Genomic DNA, 22352 nt, shown 5'->3' on the forward strand with positions numbered 1-22352 from the left:
TTCCTCCTATTGTATACCAAGCCTTTTAAACAAATCTTCATAAGTGACATCTTCTCCTACAAACTCACTTATAAATTCATATATATCAAAATCCTCACCTGTTTCCTTATAGCAAAGCCCGCAATCATCAAATGAGATTTCACCCGCTAAAACTATATCACCTTTATATCTTCCAAATTCTATTTTAAAATCTTTCAGGTCCATTCCAAGACCTTCAAAATAGTTAATCAATGTCTCATTTATCTTGAAAGCATATGAAACAATCCTGTCTACTTCTTCATTATTTACAATGTCTATCGCCAAGGCATAATAACCGTTTATAAAAGGATTGCCAAGCTCTTCATTCTTATATATAAATTCCAAGGTGGGCGTTTTTAACTTCGCTCCCTCTTTAAGCCCAAGCTTTTTTGCAAAATCACCTGTAGCATAATTTCTGACCACTACCTCAAGAGCCACTTCCTTTGCAGACTTTACCGCTCTCTCTACGGCATTAAGCTCATTTATAAGATATGTAGGAACGCCCTTTTTTTCAAAAAGCTTAAATAAATGATTGCTCATACGATTTTTAACTACATATGTTATATCAAAGTCTGTTTGTTCGGGCTCTTCCTTATAAGAGACTATGAGCACTTCGGGATCTGCAGTTTTGAATATCTTTTTTGCGTCTCCCTCATATAACTGCTCCAACTTCTCCATTGCTTACCTCCATCCGCTTCCAATATCCGTAATATGCCTGTTTTAACAAATAAAAAGGACATACATCACGGTTGTATTATATACCACTATAAAGGATGTGGCAATATATCTTCCTGCTCTTTCTCTATGTCTTTGAAATCCTGTCTTTGAAATCGAGGTTTGTAGTTATAATGGTTGGTCTTGCCTTTAGGTATCTTGCATTGATTACATTGTAGATTTGTTCTAAAGCATATTCTGTATTCCGCTCTATTTCAAAATAATCAAATATTAAGAGTGTAGGGCTTGTTATCTGCTCTATATATTCGTTCCTATCAAGGTTAAAGCTACCTTAAATAAAAAAGAGAAGTATCAGCATTTTTGCCTTTACTTCTCTAATAATATTTTTGTGACTTTAACTTTTATTTTTCTTGTATTTCTTTACTACCCTTTCAACCTGTTCCTCTAATTGTTCTCTATCAGGAATATATAACGTGTACTTAGAAGCAAATATTTGGTTAGATAAGCTACCAAGTGCATATTCTGCCTGTATGCTATCCTTGTTCGCACAGAGGATAATCCCGATAGGTTCATTATCAATTTCGTCATTAACTTCAGTTTTATAGTAGTTAAGATACATATTAAGCTGTCCTACTGCTTCCGGCATTAGCTTTCCTGTTTTTAATTCAATCAAAACATAACTTCTGAGTATCTTGTTGTAAAATACCATATCAATATAATAATGGGTATTTCCAAGTGTTACCCTTTGCTGTGAACCTACATACATAAAGCCTTTGCCAAGTTCAAGTAGGAATTTTTCTATATGAGTTATAAGTGCTTTTTCTAAATCACTTTCCATAATCGGTTTTTCTTCAGGTAATCCTAAAAATTCAAATACATAAGGATCTTTTATTATATCATTTGGAGTAGCTATTTCATTTCCCTTTAGAGCTAAATCCAGTACTTTTTCTTTATTTTCATCCCCACTTGATAGCAATAATCTCTCAAATAACGATGTATTTATTTGTCTTTTTAATTCCCTTACAGACCAATTTGCATTGACAGTTTCTTTTTCATAAAAGCTACGCTTATGCTTATCATCAATAGACAATAATTCACAATAATGCGACCAACTCAATTTAACAGACAGTGTCTGTTGAATTTCATATTCTTGATAAAATCTCCTCATAAACTGTAGATTAGAAACCGAAAATCCACGCCCAAATTCTTTAGTCAGCATTTTAGACAAATCTTTCAATAAAGCTTTCCCATACTCAGCTCTATCTGAATGACCTTGCTCATCTTCTACAATAATTCTCCCTATTTCCCAATAGGTTTTTACTAATATATTATTAACTTGCTTCGCTACATCAGTTCGTGCGTTCTCCATTAGTCTTTTAATATTTACATAAACATCGGTATGAAGATTATCAACTAAATTATTCATAGGCTTACTCCTCAATTCATCATACTGTATTGTTAATTATAACATAAATATTGAGTAAACTTAATGTTTCATTTCCTTACTTTAAAGTTTTACAATGCTCCGTTGCAAAATGACCTTTTGCTGAAATATATCATTGGATTGAGTAATAACATAAAAAGGATATTTCTATTCACTATATTTATGAATAAAAATATCCTCTAAAATGAAGTATGCTATTTTACTTTAATGAACAGTCCGGACTTTATAAGTACAGGTCTTAATGCTGCATAAAGTATTACAATTAATATTGTACTTACTATTGCATTTATAAGTGTTGTACCTGCCGCCCAAGTCGCCATTATCTTTGCGGCATCCGCCTGAACTCCAAGAATAAATACTTTATAGAGATATCCAACTATTGGGTCGAATATAACATTAAATCCCAGACCGCATATTGAAGATATTGCAGTCCATTTCATTATATATTTTGTATCATGGTTTTCTGTAATATGTGCAATTTTATGTGCCACAAATCCTGCAATAAGTCCGATACAAAGCTTTAATACAAATGTCTTCGGAGCGGATGTTATATATACCGGATCCAAAATATCCGCAATTGTCATACCCAGGCTCCCTGCCACACCGCCATAAACTCCTCCGAGCATTAAAGCCGCCAATACGCAGAAGGCATTTCCTATATGTAAAGCAGTCATATCTCCCGATATTGTAGGAATTGGAATCTTCAAATATGTGAAACTCACATAACATAATGCTGCCATAAGTGCTGTTGCTACAAGTTTAAAAACTGTACTGTCTTTAGTCCTTTCCATAGACTGTTTCCTCCATCTTTTCAACTGATATAAGTATATAAAAATAGTGGTATGATTAAAATATCCAGTTTGAATAGTTTTAATCATACCACTTATATTATTTGAATATATATTTTTATATTTTATTTTAATTATTATTCTAAATTCAGTTTAGTTCTTAAAATATAGTGACTTATAGCATAGGCAATCATCGCTATTATTATATTCCGTGCCATAGTTAAAATCATAGTAATAACATTAGTTATACTTACAATGTGAATATAATTGTCACCTGAAAGAATTATTGCCATAAAATTTATAATTGCATCAATTGCTGAAAAGACTTTGGTCAATGCAATAAATGCTATTATACTCATCAAAATTCTGTTTGAATTAAAAAGCTGCCCTAATGAAGTGGATAAAAACAACAGCATTGTAATAGAAATAATATGTGTAATCGAGGTTACAGCTATAAAAAACACCCCTAACAGTATTCCATAATTTCCTATAATATAACCATTTGCTATTCCCCCCGTAAGTCTTGCTATATATAGCATCAAATCTCCAAATCCGTCTTGAGATACTACAAATCCAAATGATATAAGCGCACCTGATACAAAAATCATGGCTGTCACAATTGATTGTATTATCACCGCAGCTATTACTTTTCCCAAAATAAGCTCATTCCTTTTTATCGGCAATGCATTGGTAAAATATCCTATACCCGAATACATGGTCTTATAAAATCTGAATCCCATATATACATACATACCTATGCCTGAAGCAATCCGTATAAAAAGATATCCGAGAAAGATTAGATTTATTAAAAACATTGCTAATGCATTTGTATTGGCAACATTACTTCCAAAAATCCAAACAGGAATTGCTTCAAGGCATAATGCTATTACTGTAATAGCTGCCAATCCGATAGCCGCTGCCACTAGAATAAATTTCATTTCCTTAAATTCATATTTTATCACTTTGCCTAACATTTAAACACCTCTCTGAAATATTCATCTATAGAGCAGCAATTGTCATTTCTTATATTGTCTACCAAATCATGTAGAAGGATTTCTCCACCTTTTATAAATACAGCCTCATCCAGTATCCCCTCCACATCGGCAATAAGTTCTGTGGATATCAAAACAGTAGCATTCTTATTATAATTGCTTATAATTGTTTTTAAAATATAATCTCTTGCAGCGGGATCAACACCGGCAATAGGTTCATCCAAAACATAGAGTCTTGCATCTCTGCTCATAACAAGTATCAATTGCAGCTTCTCTCTGTTTCCTTTGGACAGAGTTTTTATTTTTGATTTAAAAGGAACCTTTAGATCCTCCAGCAATTCATAGGCTTTTTTTGATGAAAAGTCATTGTAAAAATCAGCATACATGGATATTGTATCCCCAATACTCATATTTTCATCCAAAAAATCCTTATCGGGAAGATATGCCACATATGATTTGGTTATATCACCGGGTTCCACCCCATCAATAGTCACTACCCCCTCAGTCTGCTTTAATATACCTACAACTATCTTGATCAAAGTGGTTTTCCCACCTCCGTTCGGCCCCAGCAGTCCAACAATTTTACCGCTTTTAATATTTAGATTTACATTATTTAACGCCTGTTTTATTCCGTATTTTTTGCTGACAGCCTTTAAGCTAAGTAGATCAAGCATTTTTTACTTCCTCCATTTTCTGTATGCTCTTAAGTATTTCCTCTTTTGAAAATCCCATAGCAACCATATTTAAAAAGTATTCCGATGTATACTCTTTTGCAAGCTCCTCTCTGCTTTGCTTTATTAAATCCATATCACCTGTGACTTCTCTACCTATATTTCTCATTGTGTCCACCAATCCCATTCTCTCAAGCTCCGCATAAGCCCTTTGCACCGTATTAGGATTTACATTTAATACACCGGATAATTCTCTTACACTTAGAAGTTTATCTCCACTTCCAATCTCACCGGAGACTATTTGTTTTCTGATATAATCGACAATCTGTAAATATACAGCTCTGTCAGTTCTAAGCTTCCACTCCATATTCTTCCCTTTCAGATTATTGTACTATTACTTTAATACACCATAATATTATCTGAATTTTATATCCTTGTAAATGAAGTTTTTATTAAAAATGAATTACATTAATCCCTACGATAGATTACTCTGTTCTTTATTTCTTTTTTTCAATCCTATTTTGACAATAATATAGCTTAGAATATAATAAATTATTACCAATACGACATTTTTTATTATTGATGCAATTGTTCGTACATGGCAGTGAATTTCAGTCAATCTATTATCCAACAATTCTTTCGGGTAACTGCGAATTACTCTCATAATTATAGTTTCTGTAAACTGTTCAGCAGAAAGCAAAAGGCAAATCCCAAAAAACAGTATTATTCCAAATACACCACATGATTTTTTAAATAATTTTTCGATAGAAACACATAACCATAAAAGTAATGTAGCAGCAAAAATCCCGACAAGTTTAGCCATAAAAATCTCAAATCCAAAAATACCTATAGTCGTACAATGATTGTAAATATCAAAAAAAGCAAACTCTGAATAACTCACTATATCGCCAAAAGAAATTCCGTATCCATAGCCATATCTTAACGCATCAAATCCACCCAGTATTCTTTCTGTCGATAAAAGCAGTGCAACTCTTACTACTATCTGAAATATTACCATAGGAATAAATTTACTTAAAATAAGTTTATTTGCAGATACAGTATTTGTAGAATACATATTTCTATAAAAAATATATCCTCCAAATACATACAGACCGAATGTTAAAACAGGATATAGAAACTGCAAAAACATATCAACAATACCGTAAAGTAAATACCATAATATTATTGCTCCGGTACTCTCTACTCCTAAAATTAAAAATATAAAATGCACAATCAAAAAAATGCTTCCTGTCATTATAGCTATCAATACCAGCGCAAGTTTAAACGGTCCTTGCAATTGCTTAAATTCACTCTTTATCATCTCTATAAACATAGTATTCTCCTGTAAGTATTTATGCTTTACATTTATTATAATATATCTTGTAAAAAATCACAGCAACACAAAAAACAGACTTCCAAATGAAAATCTGTTTTAAATATTAATCTCTGCTCTCCACTACCAGCAAATCCCCGCCAAATACGGCTTCAAGCCTGTCACCATTCATTTCATTACTTATATAAAGGCTTGGAGTAGCTATACTGTCAATCATTCTGTTTTCTATAGGATACTTTACACCGCTAAGCTTTTTCATAAAACTTTTACATTCAAGCGAAAAAAAGCTTATATACTTTCCCCATAGTTTATCCTTTTCAAGAGTGAAGTGATTTGATTTAACATATATCTTATTGTATTTATCATATACAGTTATATCCACTCCAAGCTTCTTATACTTTTGAAGTATCAAAACATTGGCAAAAGCGTGGTCAAATCTCTTTCCCATAGCGCCAAAAACTGCTATATCCTTGATACCCGCTTCAACAGCCCTGTCAACTGCAAGCTCGCTGTCTGAAAAATCCTTTACGGGATCATGCTTTACAATCTCCACATCTAAACTTGCATATTTTTCCAGCCTTTCATCATCATCCAGAGTATCAAAATCTCCAACCATTATATCCGGCAACACATTTATTTTTTCAAGATTTTTAATAGCTGCATCCACACTTATAATAATATTATCTTTATTTTTTTCTATATAATCTGCCAATGAAGATAAATCAATATCTCCGCCTGTCACAATTATTGCTTTCATTTAAACATCTATGCCTCACCCAATGCATCATTTAAAGCCTTTATATTATTTAAAATATCTCCTTTAAACACCGAGGAACCTGCCACAAACTCATCAACTCCGGCATCTGAGAGAGATTTGATATTATTAACATCTACTCCTCCGTCCACCTGTATCAAAAACTTTTGATTCCTCTCAGCCCTCATCTTTGACAGCTCTTTTATCTTATCAATGCTGTATGGAATAAATTTCTGACCTCCAAAGCCCGGATTCACACTCATTATAAGTACCATATCCACTTCGGACATGATATTTTGTAAAAAAGAAACCGGTGTTGCGGGGTTTATGGATATACCGCTTCTAAGCCCAAAAGATTTTATTTGTGATATAGTTCTGTCTATATGCTTACATGACTCAAAATGTATTGTTATACCGTTGGCACCGCTTTTATAAAAATCTTCAATATATCTCTCGGGATTTTCCACCATCATATGTACATCAAAGAAAAAATCCACCGACTTTCTTAATGAACTTATCACCGGCATTCCGAATGAAATACTGGGCACAAACATTCCATCCATTACATCCAGATGCAATATTTCTATATTCCCCTCTTTTAAAAGCTTCATCTGTGATGATAAATCAAAAAAGTTTGCTGCAAGCAATGATGGTGCAATATTCTTTTTCAATATTTTCTCCTTTCAGACATTTCCTCATACATTTTTTTATAGCTCTGATATCTGGATTCGCTTATATATTCTTTTTCCAAAGCTTCCTTTACAGCACAGTCAGGTTCATTTATATGATTGCAGCCTGCAAATCTGCATTTACCCTCATACTTTGCAAACTCATTAAAATGAAACCTTAGCTCCTCCTTATCAAATGTAGGAGATTCCACGCTTGTAAATCCCGGAGTGTCAAATACAAATGTATCATTATCAATCATAAAGAGTTCTGAATGTCTGGTGGTATGCCTGCCTCTTTCTATCTTCCTGCTTACAGTATTGGTATCCATATTTGCCTTAGGGGCAAGAATATTTGTAATGGATGACTTTCCCACACCTGAAGCTCCGGCAAGCACATTCACCTCACCCTTTAATGCTTCTTTTAAAGTTTTAAGTCCGCCGTCTTCCACAGTGGAAGCTATAATATTTTTAAAACCTGCGTCAGTATATATTTTTGCATACTCCAAAGCTTTATCCATATTTAAGTCGGTCTTATTCCAGCATATCTCAACCTTTATACCGGCATTTGACATATTTATTAAATACTTATCCAAATAATAGAATGCAGGCGATGGAGATTCCACCGCCAAAACAAGCATTACCTTGTCTATATTTGCCACCGCAGGTCTTATCAGAGAATTTTTCCTTTGGTGAATCTTTATAATATTACCTTCAAAATCCTTTTCATCGGTTATTTCAAAGTCCACATTGTCACCTACAAGAGGCTTTACACCTATATTTCTAAAAATCCCCTTTGCCTTACATGAAAAGATTTGACCTTTTCTGTTTCCCTCATCAAGAATAATGCAATAATAAAAACCTGCTATTCCCTTTATTATCTTTGCAAAATAAACTTTATTATCTTCTGATTTACTCAACTTTAAAGAACTCCACCGTATAGGATTTTAATACTTCACCACTATCTACATTTACAATCTCAACCTGTCCCTGATCCACTCCGTTGGCTCCGACTATTGTTCTGAATCTTACAGGAAGTATCGTATCTCCTGTTACCGTTCTGGCATCCATCAATGTAGAATATACATCACTTCCGTTTACAGTCTGCCTTAATCTGATCATAACCTTTACACTGGTAAGACCTGAGCTTGGACCTATTACATCCTGCAATGAATAGTTTGTATCTATTGATGCAACATATCTATAGCTTGCCGCAGCAGTTGAAGGTGCAACCGTAGCTTTTGTACTTGCCTGCTCCGTACTTGACTGCTGTGAGCTCTCACTTGCGGACTCGCTTGATTCAGATACTCCGGTACTTACGGCATAGTCGATGGCACTTCCGCTATCTATACTTGAACCTGCTTCCACCGACTGACCGACTATAATACCTGCCGCTACATTTTGGCTGTTTTGTTCAGCCTTCTTACCAAGTACAAGTCCGCTTGACTCAAGTAATGCTTTGGCATCCGCCTCATTCATATTTGTAATATTGGGTACAACAACCTTTGTAATCTTTTTGCCGCTGCTGACAGTAAGAGTTACTCTCTCTCCCTTTTTAGGCTTTATAGGACTGTAGGACATCACCATACCTTTTTCAACGGTGTCTGAATTTTCTTCTTTGCTGTCCACCGAAAATCCGTTTTCCTTTAACAGGGCTTCAGCCGCTTCTTTGGTTTTTCCCGATAAATTAAGCTTTGAGATATCAAATGTATCGGAGCCTAAGCTTATTACTACACTTACTTTTGAATATTTTGAAACCGTCTCACCTGCCTTTGGTTCCTGTGATATAACATTTCCCTTTTCCACAGTATCCGAATATTCACTTGATTTTACCTGCATTTGAAGATTATTATCGGAGAGTTTCTTATCTGCCATCTTCTCTGAAAGTCCTGTAACCTCAGGCATTATAGTCTGTGTGGAATCAAGTGTGCTCTGTGATATATCGGTCTTTTTGCCGCCGAATACCCCTGTAAATCTGCCCACAAAGAAAACCAAAAGTATGACTATGATTACAGCTATGATAACTCCGACTATGGACAATATCTTATCCATCTTTTCATCTTCCTCATCATAGTCGTCATCATCTTGTTCGTTATTTTCATAGTCGTCATTTACAGAGCCTGTATCTTCTTCATATTCCATATCATCTATCGGCTCCACCTGATTTAAGATAGCTGTGTCCTTGGCTTTCATCACCTTTGTAGCACCGCTTACCTCATACGGTTCTTCAGGATTTAATAATACATTTTCCAGCTCGTCAAGAACCGAAGTTATATTCTGATATCTGTTTGCCGGATCCTTCTTTGTACATTTAAGTATAATCCTTTCAAGATTCGGGGTTATCCGATTATTATATACACTTGGAGGTATAATACTCTGCTCAAGATGTGCAAGAGCTATTGCCACTGTAGAATCACCTGTAAAAGGCACCCTGCCGGCAAACATCTCATACATCGTAATGCCCAGTGAATATATATCACTTCTTGCATCACATCTTCCACCCCTTGCCTGTTCAGGTGAAATATAATGCACCGATCCTATCGCATTTGCATTTACGGTCTGCTCCGATACAGCCCTTGCTATTCCGAAATCCGCCACCTTTATTTTGCTGTCATCGGTTATAAGTATGTTCTGAGGTTTTATATCTCTATGCACTATATGCTGTGCATGAGCTATTTTCAATGCCTTTGCCACCTGTATAGCAATACTTACACCCTCTGTTATATCAAGTTTTCCCTTGATTTTTATATATTCCTTTAAGGTTATACCGTCCACAAGCTCCATTACTATAAAATGGTACTTGCCCTCATCTACAACATCATAGATATTTACTATATTCTCACCTAAAAGCCCTGCCGCAGCCTGAGCCTCTCTTTTAAATCTCTCTACAAAGCTCGCATCTGAACAAAATTCGTCCTTTAAAACCTTTATAGCAACCAATCTGCCAAGTTTCAAATCCTTTGATCTGAATACATTTGACATGCCGCCTGAACCTATTTTCTCTATGATTTCATATCTTCCTTGCAGGACAACTGATTCAAGATTCATAATACTACCTCGCATTCATATCTATAAGCAAAATTGATATATTATCACTTCCGCCCGATAGATTTGCCTCCTCTATTAGTCTTTTTGCACTTGACCTTACACCGGTACCTGAAGATATTATATTAAAGATCTTCCCGTCATCCACCATATTTGTAAGTCCGTCCGAGCATAATAACACATACTCATTTCCCGTAAGTTCCACCTCAAAGCTGTCTATAAGTACCTTTTCTTCTGCTCCTACAGCCCTTGTTATCTTACTCTTGTTTTTCTTATATTCATCACTTTCTCTTGTTATCTCACCCTTTGAAACCAGCACTTCTACAAGAGAATGATCCTTTGTTATCTGAGAGATACCATGTTCATCCAAAATATAACACCTGGAATCTCCTACATTAAAAACATGCAAAATATTATCTATAATACTTGCCGCCACTACGGTAGTTCCCATTCCTGTCAAATCAGGGTTTTTCTTTCCCTCCACAAAAAGATTTTCATTCGCATATTCTATAGCTTCTCTTACTGCTATCACAGGCATTTTCATTGTATTTTCAATATATGTAAGCATATAACCTATCAAGGATTTTGACGCATAATCTCCGGCTTTTTCTCCCCCCATGCCGTCTGCTACAATATATAGATTCGGTAATACGCCTATTTGTACATCACTTATATATACTGTATCCTGATTTACAAGTCTTTTCCTACCTACATCGGTCAATGCAACCGAATACATAATATTACACCTCCAAGTTTTAAGAATTCCTTTCCGATTGAATAAATCTTCTTCTTAACTGTCCACAGGCACCGTCTATATCTCTCCCCATTTCTCTTCTAACTGTAGCATTAACACCTTTTTTCTCTAAAAAATCTTTAAACTCTTTTATTTTAAGCTTATCGGATTGTTTAAAATCCCTCTCTTTTATAGGATTTACCGGTATCAAATTTATATGGATATTTCTTCCGTTCACCAGTTTTACGAGATTCATAGCCTCCTTTATATTGTCATTTATACCTGCCACAAGTGAATATTCATATGACACTCTTCTTCCCGTTTTCTTGAAATAATAATCACATGCCGAAATCACATCTTTTAAGGCATATTTATTAGCCACCGGCATTATCGTTTTCCTTATTTCATCATTCGGTGCATGCAAGGAAAGTGCCAATGTAATACTTAGTCCCTCATCTGCCAGTTCTCTTATCTTCGGCACAATACCGCAGGTGGATACAGTAATATTTCTCTGACTTATATTAAGCCCCATATCACTGCTTATAATCTTTACAAACTTAACTATATTATCATAATTGTCCATTGGCTCACCTGAACCCATTACTACAATATTGGATACCCTCTCTCCAAGAAGCTTTTGTATCTTATATACCTGGTCAAGCATCTCTGAGACACTAAGATTTCTCACCAGCCCGTCAAGAGTGGATGCACAGAATTTACATCCCATTCTGCATCCTACCTGTGATGAAATACATACAGAGTTTCCATGTTCATACTTCATTCTTACGCTCTCTATGATATTCCCGTCCTCAAGTGCAAAAAGGTACTTTTTTGTATCATCAATCTTTGACTCAAAGACTTCTATAGCTTCCATTCCTGTAAGGCTTGCAACTTCCTTAAGCTTTTCTCTGAAAGCCTTTGAAAGATTGCTGCACTCATCAAATGAGTCTATCAATGATTTATGCAGCCATTCAAATAATTGTTTTGCTCTAAACTCCGCCTCTCCAAGTTCTTTTACAAAAGTCTTTAATTCTTCCAAATCCATTGACTTTATATCAGTCATTGTTTCTCCTAAATACTGCGATAAAAAATCCGTCACAGTCATCTCTTCCGGGTATCAGTTTCAGATATCCCTTTTTTAATTCACTCTCATTAAGCTTTTCCACTACTCTTTTATCAAGTCTCAGGCTCAAATCCACCGCTTTAAAATCCCTATGCTTTTCCAAAAAATAGAGCATATTTTCTTCATTTTCCTTCCTGTTTAAGGTACAGGTGGAAAAAATAAGCTCACCGTCTTTCTTTACATATCCTGCTACATTATCAAGTATTTCTTTTTGTAATGCAGCCAAAGAATTAAAATTATCTTCTTCCAATCTGTATTTTATATCGGGTTTTTTGCCTATTATTCCAATGCCGCTGCATGGCAAATCCGCCAAAACAATGTCCGCATCCAAAAACTTTTCATCAAAGGAGCGTGCATCCGCAATCATCGGAATAATATTTTCAAATCCCTGTATATTCGCATTTTCTTTTATTATATTTACTTTATTATCACTGATATCACAGGAATAAATCTTTGTATCTTTTAGAAGCTTATCTGCCAGTAAAAATGATTTACCGCCCGGAGCCGCACATACATCCACACATTTTTTTATGTTTTTTGTTTCTATCAGCTTTGATATCATAGATGATGAAGCATCCGTAATGTATGCTTTACCTGATTTTATAACAGATATCTCATCCACTTTGTCAAATCCTGAAATATATAAAATATCGGTATTCAGATTTGATATCTCTACTCTTATATTCTCATCTTCCAATTCTTTTATTATATCTTTTACACTTGACTTTGAGGTGTTTACTCTTATGGAAACCGGCTTTATCTTAAGGAAATAATCAAGTGTTTCCTCAAAATAATCACCGGTATTATCTTTTATTATATTTAATACAGGCTCAGGCATTGAATATTTTATGCTTAAATCATCAAATACTATCTTATCTTTTTCACTGCAAATCTTCCTTAGAATACCGTTTACAAAGCCTGTAAGCCCCGGCAGTCTTCGTAATTTTACCAAATTTACAGCTTCATTTATTACAGCCCTGTCCGGAACTCTGTCCATATAGAGCATTTGATAGATTGACATTCTGAGTATTTCTCTTATTACAGGCTTTATTCTCTTGCCTTTATTATATTCTTTTATAATATAATCCAGTTGCAGCCTGTACTCTATTACCCCATGTACAGCTTTTGAAAAAAATCCTCTGTCGAACTTTGATAAATATGAGTATTTTTCAAGTGCCATGTCTATAACCTTATGGCTGTACTCCTTTTCCACATTTATCAAAAGCAATGCTTCTAAAACCAGCGCTCTTATATTTGTTTTTTCCATTGTGCTTAATTCCTTCTTCTGCCTCTGCCGTTAAATAAAAGCAAAAGTCTCAGCATTTGCAATACTCCGGAAGCGGCTGCAGCCACATATGTCATAGCCGCCGCAAAAAGCACTTTCTTTGCACCTCTATCCTCATTTCCAGGTAAAATATTATTGCTTTTTAACTCTATCATCGCCCTTCTTGAGGCATCAAATTCCACCGGTAATGTAATAATCTGGAAAATAACCGCCAGCATAAACATCAATATTCCTACCTGAATAAGAATATTTGACATATTTCCCGTACCAAGAAATACACCTATTACTATCATAGGCCATGAAAGTCTGCTTCCCCAGTTTGCCACCGGAACAAATGCACTTCTTAAATTCAACGGTACATAGCCGACATTGTCCTGTATTGCATGACCACATTCATGTGCCGCCACAGCTACAGCTGCCACCGATGTGGAATTATATATCACTTCGCTTAGACTGACCGTCTTATCTCTGGGATCATAATGGTCTGTAAGTCTGCCGGATACAGGTCTTACGGATACATCATATATACCGTTTGCCCTGAGTATCCTCTCAGCCACTTCTCTTCCTGTCATATTGGAGGATGAGGGCACTCTTTCAAATCTTGCAAAAGTTGCTTTCATACTCCATGACGCAATAAGTGTGATCAACATTCCTATAATCACAAAAATATATGTTATATCAAAATGGTAATACATTGTTACCTCCTTTTACAGCTGTCTATTCACCCAGCTTATATCCCTGTTCTATTTCCTTTCCCATCAAAAAGTCCTTTGCGGACATTCTTTTCTTACCCTCTAATTGTAATGACAGTACTTCCAGAACACTTTGATTACATACTATAAAAATTCTACTGTTAAAGCTATATATTTTGCCATAATTTTCATTTAAATTTATATTTTGTATTTCTGATATATCATCCGCCAGTTCAGCATCCCATATCTTTAATACCTTGCCCTGATACTTTGTATAAGCACTCGGCCATGGGTTCATTCCTCTTATAAGTCTCTCTATTTGAACGGCGGATTTGTTGAAATCTATCTCACCCATGCTTTTTGAAATCATTTTGGCATATTCGGTGGTGGTTTCTCCCTGTGGTATCGGCTTAATATTGTCAAAATTTTTAATCGTATCTACAATCGCCTCTCCGCCAAGTATTGCCAATCTCTCAAACAATGAGCCTCCGGTTTCTTTTTTATCTATAATTATTTCATATTGTTTTAAAATATCACCGGTATCAAGTCCCTCATCCATAAGCATGGTGGTAATACCTGTCTTTTCTCTGCCGTCAATTATCGACCATTGTATGGGGGCTGCCCCTCTATACTCAGGCAAAAGTGATGCATGGATATTTATACAGCCAAGCCTTGGAATATCAAGAATCTCCTTCGGCAAAATCTTTCCATATGCCACCACCACAAAAAAATCGGCATTTTCGGCTTTTAATCTCTTTATCAGTTCCTCATCCTTCATTTTTGAGGGTGTCAGCACAGGTATATTAAGACTGTTTGCAAGTTCCTTTACAGGAGTGGGAGTAAGTTCTCCCCTGTTTCTTTTCTTATCTTCTCTTGTAAGTACAAGGCTTACATTATGCCCTGCTTTTACAAGTTCTTTTAAAGGCTCCAGCGAAAAATCCGGAGTTCCCATAAAAACTATTTTCATTTTTATTCCCTTCCTACTCCCAATCAACCGGAGTCGGTCTGTCGGTATCAAATACCTTTTTAACATCTATTATATCGGATAATCTGTCCGCTCTTTCGCTATAGGATTCAAACAGGCGATAGCCGTCAAGATTTCTCCTGCCCTGACGCAAATAATTATCTCCATACTGCATCCATGCTCTTTTTGAGTCTACATTACAAAAATATCTGAATCCTACACTTTCCAAATAATCAAATTTACCCTCCTGATGTCCTGCTTGATAAGGATTCCAGTCTCCTATATCGGCTCCGAAAGGATAAATAAGTGTATCACATGGCTCAGGTAAAAGATGACCTACATTTCTGATCCATTTATCGGTATCTCTTTGAATATCCTCCAGTGAGCGACTTTTAAAGCTTATATGTCCCCATGAATGTGAGGCAAATTCATATCCTGCCTGCTTTAATGCCGAGGTCAAGGTTCTTACCCTTTCTATATCTTCTTCTATATTATGATTAGGTGCATTTTTAGAATCAAATGCCGGTGAATTCGGATCAAAGGTTTCATCCGTTCTGTATCCCAGCACTCCGTCATAACCTGTGAGTGCGATAATGGCTTTATGACCATGATAGGAAAAATCCGGATGCTCCTCTACAAATTCATCCAAAATAGGAATCAAATCATAATTCCCCACAGATACATTGCCCTGTGCATCCGTATATCTGGTTTTTAATTTGCCGTTTTCATCCAACACTATTCTGTCGGCAAAGCCGTGATTTTCCATATAAACATAGTAGTTTACATCATCCTGTGACATTACAAAAGGTATTTTCCCCTCAGGCAGCATTATCTGCTTTTTTACCATTTTAAAAGAGCCGTCATCCTGCTCCTCCATACCGGCTATATCATGCAGATGTACCATCACATATCCTCTCTCATAAAGTTGCTTTATTATTTCTTTAAATTCGGGGATGGTTGTCATCACGGAGTTCCACTGCCTTCCCTGATGTGTGTCTGTCAGAGCTCTTTTTACATCAACCACCAGAGTGTGGAAAAAAACATGTGTAATATCATCCATATTTACAGGTATAAGATTTGCCTTAATCTCTTCATACTCTTTTATCGCAGATACTATATAGGGGCTGTCAGGTATACTTGCTTCATTTAAAGTGGCTATAGCCGCATCATAATCATACTGCATTGCCTGCTTTTTTGCTGTATCAAGTGTTTCTTTTATTTCCTCAGGTATATTATCCGTCTCTTCCACGGCTGATTCCTTATCTGAAGATTTGCCTCCGAACTTTATAGGATTGCCGTCCTTATCCGTTGCATAGGCTGTTTTATTGCCAAAATACATTAATGCAAAACGACCTCCAGCCAAAATCAAACCAAGTAAAACAATCACTGCCAATATATAAAAATTAAAGCCTTTTTTCTTTCTTCCTCTGCTTTTATAGTGATTATTTATTGATTTATTTTCCTCTCTGACATCTTTTTGTTCCATCATCAAATCCCCTCTTTTAAATTCTGTATAATATCAAGCTAAAACATATTAAAAACTATTCTTCCAAACCTTCTTCCTGACCTTCTTCATACATTTTCTCAAGCTCTTCATTGTCAATAAGCTCACCCTCTACAAGGTCTACATATAATTCACCCTCCAAATGTGCACATTCATGACAAATAGCCCTTGCAAGAAGTCCCTCACCTTCCAAAGTATACTCATTCATATCTATATCAAATGCCTTTACTTTGACATGATTCGGTCTTTTTACTATACCGCTTTTTCCCGGTACACTAAGGCAGCCCTCATACCCCTCCTGCTCTCCATCCTGTTCCAATATAACAGGATTTATGAGTACATATACATTTTCAGGCTCTATCTCTATAACAACTATTCTTTTTAGGACTCCTATCTGAGGTGCGGCGAGCCCCACACCATTTGCCTCCCTCATAGTGTCAATCATATCTTCTATCAAAACTTTCGTTCTGTCATTAACCGCTTTTACTTCTTTGCATTTTTTATTTAATACACTGTCACCTATTACTCGTATTGCTCTGATTGCCATACTTACATCTCCTTAATTAAAGTCATATATTGCTCCTACATTTTTGTAGGCTGTTAAATTTTCCTCTATTTTTCTTTGTACATCTAAAAGTATATCATAATTAGTATTTTTTATGTACACCAGTTTTCTGTAATAGTCCTTCACCTTGCTTACAGCAGGTGTTGTCGGCCCTATTATAATAGTTTTTTTGAATTTAATATCCGATTTTATTGATTCTATTATTTTTTTAGCGGATATATCAAGTTCCTCTTCCTTTATACTGCTGAACATAACAGTCATCATATAACATGCAGGCGGATATCCTAAAAGACTCCTGTATGCTATCTCATTTTCAAAATATTTTTTATAATCCTGTGCCGCAGCCGCCACTATTGCATAATTTTCAGGCTTATAGGTCTGTATCAGCGCTTCTCCCTCCTTTGCTCTTCCCGCTCTTCCTGCCGCCTGTGTCAAAAGTTCAAAGGTTCTTTGTGCACTTGTATAATTGCTTACATATAAAGATGTATCCGCCGCCATTATACCCACCAATGTCACATTAGAAAAATCATGCCCTTTTACAATCATCTGTGTGCCTATCAAAATATCCGCATCCCCCCTTGCAAAATCCCTTATCATATCATTTGCCGCATTCTTTTTTGAAACACTGTCGGTATCCATCCTAAGTACTTTTGCATTCGGGAACTCGGCTCTTGTCATAGCCTCAAGCTTTTGTGTGCCTGTACCGAAATTTGCAATATATTTTGAGCCGCATTCCGGACATATTTTTGGCAGCTCCATGGAATAACCGCAGTAATGGCATACCAGTCTGTTATTATTATGCAAGGTCATGGTTACATCACAGTGCTTGCATTTTATCGCTTCACCACAGGAGCGGCATGATACAAAGCTTGAATAGCCTCTTCTGTTCATAAAAAGCATTATCTGCTCATGCTTTTTTAATCTGTCTTCAATAAGGCTTTTTAATTTCTCACTGAATATACTCCTGTTCCCCCTTTTTAACTCTTCCCTCATATCTACTATACTTACCCTTGGCAGGCTTGTATTTTTTGCCCTTGTATTGAGTTCAAGCAACTTTATCTCACCGTTCATTGCCCTGTTATAGGTCTCCGGAGTAGGTGTTGCGGATGCCAGAAGCAAGGAGGCGTTTGTTATCTCAGAGAGTTTTTTTGCAACATCTCTTACATTAAATGTCGGAACATTTTCATTTTTATAAGCGGAATCATGCTCCTCATCTATTACTATCAGACCAAGCTTTTTTACAGGTGCAAATATAGCGGACCTTGGACCTATTATAACATCCGCATCATCATTTTTTATTCTGTCAAACTGATAAAATCTCTCATTTTTTGACAGTTTTGAGTTTATGATTGCCACCCTGTTTCCAAAATGCTGTGCCATCCTAAGTACCGTCTGATAAGTTAATGATATCTCGGGTATTAACACTATCGCCTTATAGCCCTTTGATATCACATACTTTATCATATTTATAAATACAAGAGTTTTTCCGCTGCCTGTAATACCGTGCAATAAATAAGTATTTTTTCTTCCTTCTTCAAAATCCGACTTAAAAATATTTATTGCTGTTTCCTGCTCTTGATTTAAAGTATAATCCTTAGCATTTACTATATCGTTAAAATCTTCTATTCCCAGTGTTTTTAGAACAGGCAATAGAGGATTAGAGCTTTTTTTCTCTGTCCCTACCAAAATATAGCCCTCTTCCACCATCCTTTTTATTGATGTAGAGCTTACTTTAAGTTCTTTATTTGCATAGCTTTGCGAAATATTTCTTCTTATTTCAAGTTCTTCAAGGAGTCTTGCCCAGGCTGTTTTTCTCTTTCTTTTAAGTTCTTCTGTTATAGTTTTGATTTTGTCCGCTTCTATATTTAGGTAAATCTCATTATTTGTTTTTTCTTCCACTCCTGATTTTACCGGCATAACTGTAGCTATTGCCTTATCAAAACTTACTCCGTATCTGTGTTTTATCCATATTGCAAGAGTCAACAGATTTTCATCCGTACTCAATTCCTTTTCAGGTATTGAAAGTATCTGTTTTAACCTTGCAATATCCACATCGGTACTTTCTCTTATTTCTATTACATATCCCTTTTTTATGCTTTTTCCAAATTCAATCAAAACAGGACAGCCCGGAATAATATCATCCCTCAGGTTTTGAGGGATAATATATGTAAATGGTCTGTCCACATTTGTATTTGCTATTATTATATCAGCGAATAAATTTTTCATAATTTTTTATTTTTTCTACCACATCAAAAAGTTTCATACTGTTGGAACCCTTTAAAAGACAGACATCACCGTCTTTTAAATATTCCCGTATAAAGTTTTCCAAAGTCTCATTATCTTCAAAACTCTTTGTAAGTACACTTTTATTGATATTTGATATGATTTCCTTTGCCAATTCCCCCACAGTAAATACAGCATCAACCTTCACATTTTTATTGATAAAATCTCCGATTTCTCTATGAAGATTTTTCTCCTCTTCTCCAAGTTCTTTCATATCGGCAAGAATTGCAATTTTTCTTTTTGCATTAAAACCTTCCAGTATTGAAATAGAAGCTTTCATTGAATCCGGAGATGCATTATAGGTATCATCTATAACAGTTAAGCCGCCTCTTATAATAAGCTCCTGCCTATGTGAAAATCCTCTGAAATCTTCCAGATGTTTTGCTGCGGATTCTATAGATAAATTATAATGGTCTGCTACCGCAAGTGCAGCCAAGGCATTTGATATCTGATGTTCTCCAAAAACATTCAAATGCACCCTTAGAGTTTTTCCTTCTATATGAGCATTAAACTCAGGCATGGCATTGTTAAATACAATATCGCTTGCATAATACTCACAATCTTTATTTCCCTTTGCACTGAAAAATTTATATATAATACCCTCTCTTTTTGGAGGATTATTTAGCAAATCATTATCGGCATTTAAAAATACCACACTGTTTTCCTTCATTCCGTCCATTATATGGAATTTCTCGGTACGGATATTTTCTCTTGTGAAAAGATTTTCAATATGTGCGGTACCTATATTTGTTACCAAAGCGCAGTCACAATTTACTATCTTTGCTATTTTTTCCATCTCATCAAACTTGCTCATACCAAGTTCAATAACGCCTATCTCTTCATCCTTTATTCTGCTTAAGGTAATAGGCACACCCACCTGTGAGTTGAAATTATTCGGAGTCTTAAACACCTTTAAATCGGAAAGTGCAAGTGCCACCATTTCTCTTGTAGTGGTCTTTCCCACACTGCCTGTCACACCTACAAGAGGCAGATTAAGCTTTTTTCTGATATATTTCCCAAGGCTTTGCAACGCTTTTGTGGTATCATCCACCAGTACAACACTAAAATCTTCCTTTAGGAAAATATCCTTTTTTGAGCTTATTGCCACTTTGCAGCCGCTGTTATATACAGCCTCCAAAAATTTATGGGCATCATTGTTTTCACCTACAATAGGCACAAAGAGGCTGTCTTTATCCACCTGTCTTGAATCAATTACTATATTTGAAAAAACTGCATTCTCATTTCCGGAGATAATTTCTCCTCCGGTGGCGGCGGCAAGTTCTTTTACTGTAGTCTCATTCATCTGTTTATTTTCTCCAAACATTCATCCACCACTTCTCTGTCTAAGAAATGATGCCTTACTCCGTTTATCTCCTGATAATCCTCATGCCCTTTTCCTATGATTGCAATAAGATCACCCTTTTTTGCATTCTCTATGGAATAAAAAATCGCCTCTTTTCTGTCCGGAATGGTGATATATTCTCCTCCGGTGGGCTTTAATTTTTCTATTATATCGGCAATGATATCCTCAGTCTTTTCAAATCTTGAATTATCCGCTGTAACTATGGAAAAATCAGCCATTTTCCCACAGATTTCTCCCATGGAATATCTCCTGTCCTTAGATCTGTTTCCACCGGAGCCGAATACTATAACAAGTCTTTTAGGCTTATAATTTCTTAAGGTGTGTATAAGGCTTTCAGTACTTATTGCATTGTGGGCATAATCAATCACTACATTAAAATCATGTGAAGTATATGCCACCTCCATTCTTCCGTTTACTCTGCTATCCTTTAGTGCATTCTTTAAATCCGCCTCTTTTACTCCGCAAATAATTGCCGCTGAAAGTGCAGAGAGCGCATTGTATACATTAAATTCTCCGGGAATACCGACATATATATCTGATATCTCATTGTTTACAGAATATTTTTGGGCTATTTCTTCCCTGCATTTTATATCAATTCTTGTACCTAAAAAGTCCTTATTGGAAATATATTCGATATTTTTTATATCGAAATCTCCACCTTTTCCGAATGTGTATTTTTGCTTTGAATCGGAAGTTTTTAATACATAATTCGCATGTTCATCCTCTATATTTACAATTGTATTTTTGCATTGTTTAAAGAAAAGCGATTTATACATAAGATACTCATCAAAATCCTTATGCTCATCAGGTCCTATATGATCATGTGATATATTTGTAAATATTCCTATATCAAAACAGATACCCTCTATTCTCTTTAACATCACAGCCTGTGAGGATACCTCCATAACCACATATTCACAATTTGCGTCCAGACATTCTTTAAAAGTTTTATGCAGTTCATAGGACTCAGGTGTGGTATTTAATGTACTTCTATGTGTATCTCCTATTGTAATTCCGTTTGTTCCTATAAGTCCCACCTTGGCATTTTGTCCCAAAAGCTTTTGTAACATATAAGATGATGTGGTCTTACCCTTTGTGCCTGTAATGCCTATTATTTTCATTTTTTTTGCCGGATGTGAGAAATAGGCTGCGGACAGTCTTGCCAATGCAACTCTTGTATCTGAAACCTTTATAACACAGATATCATCTCTTTTTATATCCTTTTGTACCACTACAGCCTTCGCACCCTGCTTTACTATTTCGTCAATAGCATCATGTACATCAAATTTTGCACCTTTTATACATACAAAGAGGCAGTCCTTTACTATATTCTTTGTATTAAATACAAGTTCTGAAAATTCATCCTGCAATTCTCCGGATATTATCTCTATATCAAGCCCTTCGGCATTTTCAATAAGCTTCATTTTGTCTCCCTTTAAAAGCGGTTTTATCCTA

General features: G+C 35.5%; 21 protein-coding genes. All 21 read right to left on the reverse strand.

Features of this window, described 5'->3' with window-relative positions; genetic code table 11:
• Positions 1 to 6 precede the first annotated feature (6 nt).
• Positions 7 to 696 carry a phosphoribosylaminoimidazolesuccinocarboxamide synthase gene (locus J4O15_RS09830; protein WP_009220925.1) on the reverse strand — a complete coding sequence of 230 codons (690 nt, stop codon included), beginning with the start codon at positions 694 to 696 and terminating at the stop codon, positions 7 to 9.
• A gap of 391 nt (positions 697 to 1087) precedes the next feature.
• Positions 1088 to 2119, reverse strand: coding sequence for a PDDEXK nuclease domain-containing protein (locus J4O15_RS09835; protein WP_208100628.1), 1032 nt, complete (start codon positions 2117 to 2119; stop codon positions 1088 to 1090).
• A gap of 212 nt (positions 2120 to 2331) precedes the next feature.
• The gene (locus J4O15_RS09840; RefSeq protein WP_009220921.1) at positions 2332 to 2928 is read right to left on the reverse strand and encodes an ECF transporter S component; all 597 of its coding nucleotides are present in this window, start codon (positions 2926 to 2928) and stop codon (positions 2332 to 2334) included.
• Positions 2929 to 3062: 134 nt separating this feature from the next.
• Positions 3063 to 3899: a hypothetical protein gene (locus tag J4O15_RS09845; RefSeq protein ID WP_208100629.1), complete on the reverse strand. Its 837-nt coding sequence runs from the start codon at positions 3897 to 3899 to the stop codon at positions 3063 to 3065.
• Positions 3893 to 4591: an ABC transporter ATP-binding protein gene (locus J4O15_RS09850; protein ID WP_208100630.1), complete on the reverse strand. Its 699-nt coding sequence runs from the start codon at positions 4589 to 4591 to the stop codon at positions 3893 to 3895. The genes J4O15_RS09845 and J4O15_RS09850 overlap by 7 nt, the downstream gene beginning before the upstream one ends.
• Positions 4584 to 4955 (reverse strand): GntR family transcriptional regulator, encoded by a 372-nt coding sequence (locus J4O15_RS09855; RefSeq protein ID WP_208100631.1) that lies wholly within the window; start codon positions 4953 to 4955, stop codon positions 4584 to 4586. Before J4O15_RS09855 ends, J4O15_RS09850 begins: the two co-directional genes overlap by 8 nt.
• A 108-nt stretch (positions 4956 to 5063) precedes the next feature.
• Positions 5064 to 5921, reverse strand: a complete 858-nt coding sequence (locus tag J4O15_RS09860; protein WP_208100632.1) for a hypothetical protein — start codon at positions 5919 to 5921, stop codon at positions 5064 to 5066.
• 106 nt (positions 5922 to 6027) lie between these two features.
• Positions 6028 to 6678, reverse strand: coding sequence for a thiamine diphosphokinase (locus J4O15_RS09865; RefSeq protein WP_208100633.1), 651 nt, complete (start codon positions 6676 to 6678; stop codon positions 6028 to 6030).
• 8 nt (positions 6679 to 6686) lie between these two features.
• On the reverse strand, positions 6687 to 7346 hold the full coding sequence (gene rpe, locus J4O15_RS09870) for a ribulose-phosphate 3-epimerase (RefSeq protein WP_208100634.1): 660 nt from the start codon (positions 7344 to 7346) through the stop codon (positions 6687 to 6689).
• The gene (rsgA, locus tag J4O15_RS09875; protein WP_208100635.1) at positions 7343 to 8260 is read right to left on the reverse strand and encodes a ribosome small subunit-dependent GTPase A; all 918 of its coding nucleotides are present in this window, start codon (positions 8258 to 8260) and stop codon (positions 7343 to 7345) included. The genes rpe and rsgA overlap by 4 nt, the downstream gene beginning before the upstream one ends.
• Positions 8253 to 10388 carry a Stk1 family PASTA domain-containing Ser/Thr kinase gene (pknB, locus tag J4O15_RS09880; protein ID WP_208100636.1) on the reverse strand — a complete coding sequence of 712 codons (2136 nt, stop codon included), beginning with the start codon at positions 10386 to 10388 and terminating at the stop codon, positions 8253 to 8255. Before pknB ends, rsgA begins: the two co-directional genes overlap by 8 nt.
• A 4-nt stretch (positions 10389 to 10392) precedes the next feature.
• The gene (locus J4O15_RS09885; RefSeq protein ID WP_208100637.1) at positions 10393 to 11121 is read right to left on the reverse strand and encodes a Stp1/IreP family PP2C-type Ser/Thr phosphatase; all 729 of its coding nucleotides are present in this window, start codon (positions 11119 to 11121) and stop codon (positions 10393 to 10395) included.
• Positions 11122 to 11140: 19 nt separating this feature from the next.
• Positions 11141 to 12181, reverse strand: coding sequence for a 23S rRNA (adenine(2503)-C(2))-methyltransferase RlmN (rlmN, locus tag J4O15_RS09890; protein ID WP_009220911.1), 1041 nt, complete (start codon positions 12179 to 12181; stop codon positions 11141 to 11143).
• Positions 12174 to 13508 carry a 16S rRNA (cytosine(967)-C(5))-methyltransferase RsmB gene (rsmB, locus tag J4O15_RS09895; RefSeq protein WP_208100638.1) on the reverse strand — a complete coding sequence of 445 codons (1335 nt, stop codon included), beginning with the start codon at positions 13506 to 13508 and terminating at the stop codon, positions 12174 to 12176. The genes rlmN and rsmB overlap by 8 nt, the downstream gene beginning before the upstream one ends.
• Positions 13509 to 13513: 5 nt before the next feature.
• Positions 13514 to 14221, reverse strand: coding sequence for a zinc metallopeptidase (locus J4O15_RS09900; protein ID WP_009220909.1), 708 nt, complete (start codon positions 14219 to 14221; stop codon positions 13514 to 13516).
• Between the two features lie 22 nt (positions 14222 to 14243).
• Positions 14244 to 15185, reverse strand: coding sequence for a methionyl-tRNA formyltransferase (gene fmt, locus J4O15_RS09905; RefSeq protein WP_208100639.1), 942 nt, complete (start codon positions 15183 to 15185; stop codon positions 14244 to 14246).
• A 13-nt stretch (positions 15186 to 15198) separates the two neighbouring features.
• On the reverse strand, positions 15199 to 16671 hold the full coding sequence (locus J4O15_RS09910) for a hypothetical protein (RefSeq protein WP_330638764.1): 1473 nt from the start codon (positions 16669 to 16671) through the stop codon (positions 15199 to 15201).
• A gap of 52 nt (positions 16672 to 16723) precedes the next feature.
• Positions 16724 to 17233, reverse strand: coding sequence for a peptide deformylase (def, locus tag J4O15_RS09915; RefSeq protein ID WP_208100640.1), 510 nt, complete (start codon positions 17231 to 17233; stop codon positions 16724 to 16726).
• A gap of 12 nt (positions 17234 to 17245) precedes the next feature.
• A complete protein-coding gene (gene priA / locus J4O15_RS09920; protein ID WP_208100641.1) occupies positions 17246 to 19477 on the reverse strand; it encodes a replication restart helicase PriA in 2232 nt (743 codons plus the stop codon).
• Positions 19458 to 20837 (reverse strand): UDP-N-acetylmuramoyl-tripeptide--D-alanyl-D-alanine ligase, encoded by a 1380-nt coding sequence (locus J4O15_RS09925; protein WP_208100821.1) that lies wholly within the window; start codon positions 20835 to 20837, stop codon positions 19458 to 19460. Before J4O15_RS09925 ends, priA begins: the two co-directional genes overlap by 20 nt.
• On the reverse strand, positions 20834 to 22321 hold the full coding sequence (locus J4O15_RS09930) for a UDP-N-acetylmuramoyl-L-alanyl-D-glutamate--2,6-diaminopimelate ligase (RefSeq protein WP_208100642.1): 1488 nt from the start codon (positions 22319 to 22321) through the stop codon (positions 20834 to 20836). Before J4O15_RS09930 ends, J4O15_RS09925 begins: the two co-directional genes overlap by 4 nt.
• Positions 22322 to 22352: the final 31 nt, after the last annotated feature.

Source organism: Lachnoanaerobaculum sp. Marseille-Q4761, assembly GCF_017565785.1.
Taxonomy (GTDB): Bacteria; Bacillota; Clostridia; order Lachnospirales; family Lachnospiraceae; genus Lachnoanaerobaculum.

Bases quoted from the DNA above. Each gene is read 5' to 3' on its own strand.
- J4O15_RS09835 (WP_208100628.1), bottom strand. From the start codon at position 2,119: ATGAATAATTTAGTTGATAATCTTCATACCGATGTTTATGTAAATATT.
- J4O15_RS09855 (WP_208100631.1), bottom strand. From the start codon at position 4,955: ATGGAGTGGAAGCTTAGAACTGACAGAGCTGTATATTTACAGATTGTC.
- J4O15_RS09910 (WP_330638764.1), bottom strand. From the start codon at position 16,671: ATGATGGAACAAAAAGATGTCAGAGAGGAAAATAAATCAATAAATAAT.
- J4O15_RS09865 (WP_208100633.1), bottom strand. From the start codon at position 6,678: ATGAAAGCAATAATTGTGACAGGCGGAGATATTGATTTATCTTCATTG.
- J4O15_RS09900 (WP_009220909.1), bottom strand. From the start codon at position 14,221: ATGTATTACCATTTTGATATAACATATATTTTTGTGATTATAGGAATG.
- pknB (WP_208100636.1), bottom strand. From the start codon at position 10,388: ATGAATCTTGAATCAGTTGTCCTGCAAGGAAGATATGAAATCATAGAG.
- J4O15_RS09845 (WP_208100629.1), bottom strand. From the start codon at position 3,899: ATGTTAGGCAAAGTGATAAAATATGAATTTAAGGAAATGAAATTTATT.
- J4O15_RS09930 (WP_208100642.1), bottom strand. From the start codon at position 22,321: ATGAAGCTTATTGAAAATGCCGAAGGGCTTGATATAGAGATAATATCC.
- def (WP_208100640.1), bottom strand. From the start codon at position 17,233: ATGGCAATCAGAGCAATACGAGTAATAGGTGACAGTGTATTAAATAAA.
- J4O15_RS09860 (WP_208100632.1), bottom strand. From the start codon at position 5,921: ATGTTTATAGAGATGATAAAGAGTGAATTTAAGCAATTGCAAGGACCG.
- J4O15_RS09850 (WP_208100630.1), bottom strand. From the start codon at position 4,591: ATGCTTGATCTACTTAGCTTAAAGGCTGTCAGCAAAAAATACGGAATA.
- fmt (WP_208100639.1), bottom strand. From the start codon at position 15,185: ATGAAAATAGTTTTTATGGGAACTCCGGATTTTTCGCTGGAGCCTTTA.
- J4O15_RS09830 (WP_009220925.1), bottom strand. From the start codon at position 696: ATGGAGAAGTTGGAGCAGTTATATGAGGGAGACGCAAAAAAGATATTC.
- J4O15_RS09885 (WP_208100637.1), bottom strand. From the start codon at position 11,121: ATGTATTCGGTTGCATTGACCGATGTAGGTAGGAAAAGACTTGTAAAT.
- rlmN (WP_009220911.1), bottom strand. From the start codon at position 12,181: ATGACTGATATAAAGTCAATGGATTTGGAAGAATTAAAGACTTTTGTA.
- rsmB (WP_208100638.1), bottom strand. From the start codon at position 13,508: ATGGAAAAAACAAATATAAGAGCGCTGGTTTTAGAAGCATTGCTTTTG.
- J4O15_RS09925 (WP_208100821.1), bottom strand. From the start codon at position 20,837: ATGAATGAGACTACAGTAAAAGAACTTGCCGCCGCCACCGGAGGAGAA.
- J4O15_RS09840 (WP_009220921.1), bottom strand. From the start codon at position 2,928: ATGGAAAGGACTAAAGACAGTACAGTTTTTAAACTTGTAGCAACAGCA.
- priA (WP_208100641.1), bottom strand. From the start codon at position 19,477: ATGAAAAATTTATTCGCTGATATAATAATAGCAAATACAAATGTGGAC.